This is a genomic window from Campylobacter concisus, assembly GCF_015230015.1.
GTDB lineage: Bacteria > Campylobacterota > Campylobacteria > Campylobacterales > Campylobacteraceae > Campylobacter_A > Campylobacter_A concisus_AF.
In genome coordinates, this window is the sequence record NZ_JAAKZC010000031.1 from 1 (window position 1) to 6,422 (window position 6,422).

Here is a 6,422-nt window from a genome sequence, read left to right on the forward strand (position 1 = left end):
CTGCGGCTGAGCATCTAAACAAGATGACAGATGCGCTAAATACTAAACTAAGCGTCTTTAGAACTTAAGTTTTTATCTCTTAAGCTAATATTTTTAGGTCTAGCTCCGGCTAGACCTTTTTAAATTTCACCTAGCTAAATTTAGCCAGCGACCCTTTTTAATCTATCTTTAAATTTACCCTACTCAAATATATTTTTATGCAAAATTTCTTCTAACACAACCGTGGCGTATGAGCCCTTTTGAAGTGTGAAATTTAAGCTAAAGTGAGCGTTTTCTTCGTTGTATTTGTAGCTTGTATTTTCAAGATACGCCCAGTTAAAGCGCCTTGAGCCAGCGATCTTTGAAGTTAGCAAAAACGCCTCAGCGAAAATTTCATCCTCAAGCTCTTTTGCCACGCCACTTGCTTCATAGGCCTTTGCGCCGACAATGAGACCAAGGCTTGTGATATCACGCCTAGCAAATCTTTGCGCCTCTTGATCTAAATTTTCACACAAAAAGAGCTTACCAAATGGATAGTGTCCCAAGACCTCTCTAGGAAGCAGCTTAAAAAAACTCTCCTGCGCCTTCATCGCCTTTAGATCATCCTTGCTAAATTTTTTATAAATTTCGCCTAGCTCATTTAGGCTAAAGTCGCTTACAAACCTTGAAATTTCAACCCTTTTGCTAAGATAGCGGTTGAAAAGATCGCTTTGATAGGCTGAGATCAAAAAGTCATTTAGCTTTACATTTTTGCTCTTTTTGCCATTTATCGTGCCGTTTTTAAGTAGCTCCAGCCCAGTTGTAGCATTGTCGCCAAATTTACCAAAACGCTGATAGCCAAAGTAGTTTGCATAGCCCATTTTATCGATGCTGACAAATGCCTGCTCGAGCTTTTTAGCGCTACTTGGCAGCACCTTTTTTAGGCGGATGAAAAAGCTATTGCCCTTTAGATGTCCGATGCGAAGCTTGTTTTTATGCACATTTAAATTTAAAATTTTCATCTTTTCGTGGCTAAAGTTTGCAAGCGCGCTCTCAAATTTACGAGGCATCGAGATAAACTGCGTCGTCATACCCTGCTTGTCCTTTAGCCCAGCATAGCCAAAGTCGCGCATTTTTGCCCCTGTAACCTCGCTAAAGACGTGCAAAGCGTCGCTTGTCGTCATATCTTTTTTAGAAATTTCAACGATCAAATGCTCGCCGTCACCGCTAAATTCATAAAGCGGTATCTCGCGCACGACAAAATCATCTGAATTTTTAGAAAAATATGCCTCGATGGGCGCATGAGTGAGCGCATAGAGCGGCTTAAAAGTGGTGGCTTCTTGCATTTTGTCTTAACCTTTTGTGTGAAATTTTGGCAAAGATGTTGATCTTTGTCCTAGTTTTATCGGCGATCCTTTTTATAGCGCTTAAATTTTTAGGGCTAAAGGTAAATAAAACCTCGTACTCCTCGCCGCTACTAAGCTCAAATTTGCTTAGCTTTTTTGTAAATTTAGCGCCCTTTTTGCTAGCCTTTAAAAGCTTGCCAAAGTCGGTATTTAGCCCGTCTGAGATATCCATGGCAGAATTTAGCAGATGGGCTGCTTTGTAAAAAAATTTATCTCTTAAAACTGGCTTTTTAAATCGTGAGTTTTTTGAAATTTGGGCCAGTCTTAGAAGTGAGTTTAGCCCCTTTTTGCTCCCGCCAAGCTTGCCAGTAAATGCGACTAGATCGCCAAATTTAGCATTTTTCCTAAGCACAGCCCTGCCCTTTAGCTCACCGATCACGCTAACGCTTATGTTTAAAATGGGGCTACTTATCGTGTCACCGCCAATTATCTTTACGCCAAACTCCTCGCACGCCCTATTTATGCCCCTACTTAGCTCGCTGATCTGCCTAGGCGTGAAGCTCTTTGGCAGACTAAGCCCTAGAAGGGCAAATTTAGGCTTAGCATTCATCACGATCGTATCTGAAAAATTTACGATCATCGCCTTGTAGCCGATCTCTTCAAGGCTTAGCCAGCCAAGCTTAAAGTGCGAGTTTTGCGCAAATATGTCCTTGCTAAAGACCATCTTGCCAGCCACTGCTGCATCATCGCCGATATATGCGTTACTAAAGCATGCAATCGTAAAATTTTCTTTATCCATTGAGCTATTATAATGAAACTCCTTTTAAATTTAGGATAAAATAAGCCCAAAAAAAGGATGCAGATGCAAAGAGTTGAGATTTTTAGATTTGACGCGAAAAGAGATGTTTTGGCATATTTTAAGCCCTATTTTTTAGAGATTTCAGACTTTGCAAACTTAAACGAGCTTTTTGCCAACGTGAAGAGCATAGACCCCTATTTTAGCCCATTTGAAGACTTTGTCAAGGTAAATGGTGTCGTAGTTAGCACCGCCCAGCCACTTGCAAATTTAGCTCAAAAATTTGGTAGCGAGCTTTGCATAGCCCCGCTTAGCGAAAAAAGAGCGGTTTTAAACCTTGCCATAAATGATGATGATTTTTGGGCGAAATTTGAGCCATTTACTAGCTTTTGCAAAAGAGCCGACAAAGAGCTATACGCTAGCTTTAAGCCCTATTTCTACGCTGATTTTGTGAGAGAGTATGAGCCAAATTTCATAGGAGCTGCCGCGATAATGCTAGCTCATCATCTTTACAAAAATGAGAAAAATGATGAAATTTTAAAGCTCATAAGCGGCAAAAATGGCGTTTTGATAGCCTGTGAGCTTGATGATCTATTCTTTGAAGGTAGCGAAAAATACACCGAAGCGATTGATTTTTTCAAAGAAATTTTAGGCATAAAAGCAACGCAAAAACATGAAAGCGAGCTTGAAAAGATAGAAAAACTTAGTAAATTTAAAGAGTTTAAGATAGCCATAAAAGATAAGCTGCCCGCAAACTTAAGCGATTTTAGAGCAAATTTCATCGAGCTAGATCTAAAAATTCCTTGTGGATATAATCTTTTAAAGGCTGATGAAGAGCTTGCTTGCAAGCTTGCTAGCGAGATCATTTTTGCTGCATTTGACAGTGGGGCTGATTTTTTACTAGCTAGCAACGAGGCCGAGTTTTATATCTTTGACACGCTAGCAAAAAAGCTTGAGAAGTCTGCCAACAGAAGCTTGCAAGACTTTTATGTTCTAAGAGCGAGCGAGCTAATGGCACTTGAAAATGGCGAGATACCAAGCGGGCTAAAAGAGCATGTTTTGAAGGTCGGTTTGGTAAATTTGTGAGCTTGCGTCAAAAAACAAGATATAAAAGACGCTGTAAATGCTAGACTAGCAACAAAACAGACAACCGCGCGAGCCTAAAACAACCCAAAAGCACATTTAAAAACTAAATAGCTAAGTTATGAACTAACTATTAGATTTTTAAATTTAAGAGTTTTAAAACAAGCTTGCAAGGCTACAAAATTTAAATTACTGCGTGATATTTTTTAAGCTAGCAAAACTTGTAAATTTAGGTTTATGCCAAGACAATAACGCCTAAAAGACAAGATGTCGGTAGTCAAAGGTAAATTTTTAAACTAGACTTGTCAATGCTTTTGCTAACCACTTCTAAAATTTATGCCTACACTCGCCTTGCAGCACCAAAATGACGAATTTACTCAAAACAATAGATGATCTTTTTGAAACTTCATTTAGTAAAATTTCGGTTACATCTAAATTTATAACACCGCTACCTATCGATAAAAAAAGCGAGCCTAAAAACAACCAAACAGATCGCCACACAATGGCATTATCTAGCAAATTTATAAGCCAAATTTACTAGCATTATTTTAGGTTTTCTTATAAATTTGTCCTCTTGCACCAAATTTGTTTTAAAGCGAAAGACCAGCAGGCAAGGTTTTATATTTCAGTCCAAAATAAGCACACAGCCTGACTTAAAATACAATCTATAATTTGCTAGTTTTATTTTAAATTCTGCAAGGTCTTTGTTTTAAATTTGATCCAATACGCTAACTTCAACTATTTAAAAACTAAAAAATTATTAGAAAAAGTCGGCCGGCAATGCTTTATATTTACATGCAAATTTACCAAAACTGGCACAACACAACTTTATAAAAAACACGCCCGTAACCTGCTAGCTTTATTAAATTTAAAAGTTTTTACACTTTTAGTTTTTTAATTTAAAAGTTTTTAGTCTCATCGCAACAAATCAAATTTTAATTTTACTAGCGCATAACTCTAAATTTTTATCTCCAGCAAGGCAAAATCATATTATTTTACGTAAATTTTTGCATATTATTTTTAGTATTTTGATAAATTTGGCAAATTTAGAGCAAAATTTAAAAAAGCAGAGGGCGATAACCAAGCCAAAATGCTAAATTAAATTTAAAGCTTAATAATCAAGAGCTTTGCCTATACGGCCAAGAGCGAACTTGAGCGATCACACTGGCTTTTACACGCCGGTTGAGCCATTTTAAGCGATGAAGACGGCCAGCAAACAGGGAGGCAGCATTTCACACGACTGCGACCGGCAAGCCGCCGCTTGAAGATAAGTACATGGGCTTGGCTACTGAGCGCATTTTCTTGCGCTTTTACGCACGAGCGTGCCAAATCCACTAGGCTACAACCCTACCCAAATATCTCAAATTTATGAAAAAGCTCTGGCTCATCTTTTACAACGCTACGCCTAATAAGCTCAGCCACCACTTCGCACTCGCAGTCAGTTTGCATAGGCCAGCCACGCATATAGCCCTCCAGCTCACTCTTGCTCGTCGCATCCACGCAGAAATTTTCGCCTTCTACGTAGATATCACGCAAGGCATCTATGTTATTTGTAACACGCCAAAGCAGCATATATGGGTTTTCTAGGTAGTTTTGCATATCCACTACGACTAGAAGCTTGAAAAACTCCCTAAATTCCAAAAGCTTAGAAAATAGCTCTTTTACAGGGCGGTCTTTTTCAAATTTCACCACGCAAATAGGCGTTTTACTCTGCTTTTTAAACTGCCTAAGCTCCCTAACATTTGGCACAACGCTTTGAAATTTAGCCAAAAGCTCCTCATCACTTAAAACTACAGGGCTAAATTTACAAAAGTCCTGCGTCGCGTCGATGCCTAGCTTGCCACCAAAGCACGAGTTCGGGCTCGCGTGATCGAGCTGATCGCACACGCCTTGGCTTATCAGCACACTCTCACTGCCAAATCTATCAAGCACAAAGTCTGCAAATTTGTCGTATTCCGTTAGCTCTGGTGCATCGCTACCTACAAAAATCGCATGCTTTACAAAGCTCATCTGCCCAACTCCCCAAAACGCGTGCATCGCCTGCTTTGCGTGCGCTGGATAAAGGGCGTTGATCTTTGCTAGGATAAGGTTGTGAAAGACGCCATTTTCAGGCATATTGTAGTCTAGTAGCTCTGGCACGGTCGTTCGCAAAAGCGGCAAGAAAATACGCTCAGTCGCCCAGCCCATATACTTATCCTCAAGCGGCGGCTTGCCAACCACGGTCGCGTGAAATACGGGCTCACGCTTGCTCGTTATCGCCGTGACCTCCATCACTGGAAACGGCTCAACTGGCGTGTAAAAGCCAGTGTGATCGCCAAATGGCCCCTCAAGCTCGCTCTTAGTCGTATCGACAAAGCCCTCTATAACGTAGTCAGCGTCGTGCGGGACGTAAATTTTATTGGTTAGCGATTTTACAAGCTTGGCTGGCTCTTTGCGGATGAAGCCGTAAAGAAGCAGCTCAAAGACGCCCTTTGGCAGCGGCGCTTGACCGCACCAGATATAGAGTGGATCGCCACCGATCGCCACAGAGACTGGCATCTTACGGCCTGCGCGCTTATACTCGTGAAAGAAATTTGCGCCGTCTTTGTGGATCTGCCAGTGCATGCCAAGGCGATTTTTATCATAAATTTGCAAGCGGTACATACCTAAATTTTGCAGCGCGCCATCAAGGCTTTGCGTATAGACTTGCCCCATCGTGATAAAAGCACCTCCGTCATACGGCCACGTCTTTAGCGCAGGCAGGCTCAAAAGATCAGCCTGCTCGCCTATAAATTTGACCTGCTGGCACTCGCCCTCGCCATTTAGCCTTTTGGTAAATATCTTTCTCATATTAAAAAGATAGGCTAAAAAGTCAAGCTTTTCTTTGAAATTCTCAGGTTTTTTGGGCTTTAAAAGCTTTTCTATCTCAGCAGCGATCTCGTTAGGATCACGACCAAAAATAAGCTCTAAAGCACGCTTTGAGCCGTAGATATTTGTAAGCACTGGGGCAAATTTACGCCCAGTTTTTTTGCAGACTGGGTTTGTAAAAAGAAGTGCCTGTGAACCATCGCGCTTGACCTCGATGTAGCTAGCGTGTGCGATCTCTAGGTCGATATCCACTGGCTCCTCGATCACCCTAAGTAGGCTGTTATCTTTTAAAAGCTTGATGTAGTCCATATTTTTCCCTTATGAATTTATGGTATTATAACCAAAATACTATAAGGATCTATCGATGATAATACGCCGTGTTTCAATAATAT

Annotated in this window: 5 protein-coding genes; 2 read left to right on the plus strand and 3 right to left on the minus strand. The window is 40.7% G+C overall.

The annotated features are described in order from the left end of the window. Positions 1-179 precede the first annotated feature (179 nt). Both truD and G6W42_RS10280 read right to left on the minus strand, forming a co-directional pair. Entirely contained in the window at positions 180-1,304 is a 1,125-nt protein-coding gene (gene truD / locus G6W42_RS10275; RefSeq protein WP_194173926.1) for a tRNA pseudouridine(13) synthase TruD, read from the minus strand. Beyond that, complete coding sequence (locus G6W42_RS10280; protein ID WP_194173927.1) at positions 1,282-2,103, minus strand: thiamine-phosphate kinase; 822 nt, start codon at positions 2,101-2,103, stop codon at positions 1,282-1,284. The genes truD and G6W42_RS10280 overlap by 23 nt, the downstream gene beginning before the upstream one ends. 63 nt (positions 2,104-2,166) lie before the next feature. Here G6W42_RS10280 and G6W42_RS10285 point away from each other — a divergent pair, with 63 nt between their 5' ends. Further along, positions 2,167-3,186 carry a hypothetical protein gene (locus tag G6W42_RS10285; RefSeq protein WP_194173928.1) on the plus strand — a complete coding sequence of 340 codons (1,020 nt, stop codon included), beginning with the start codon at positions 2,167-2,169 and terminating at the stop codon, positions 3,184-3,186. Positions 3,187-3,547: 361 nt separating this feature from the next. Then, positions 3,548-3,724, plus strand: a complete 177-nt coding sequence (locus G6W42_RS10290) for a hypothetical protein (RefSeq protein WP_194173929.1) — start codon at positions 3,548-3,550, stop codon at positions 3,722-3,724. An 806-nt stretch (positions 3,725-4,530) separates the two neighbouring features. Here G6W42_RS10290 and G6W42_RS10295 read toward each other — a convergent pair. Then, entirely contained in the window at positions 4,531-6,339 is a 1,809-nt protein-coding gene (locus tag G6W42_RS10295; protein WP_194173930.1) for a menaquinone biosynthesis decarboxylase, read from the minus strand. Positions 6,340-6,422: the final 83 nt, after the last annotated feature.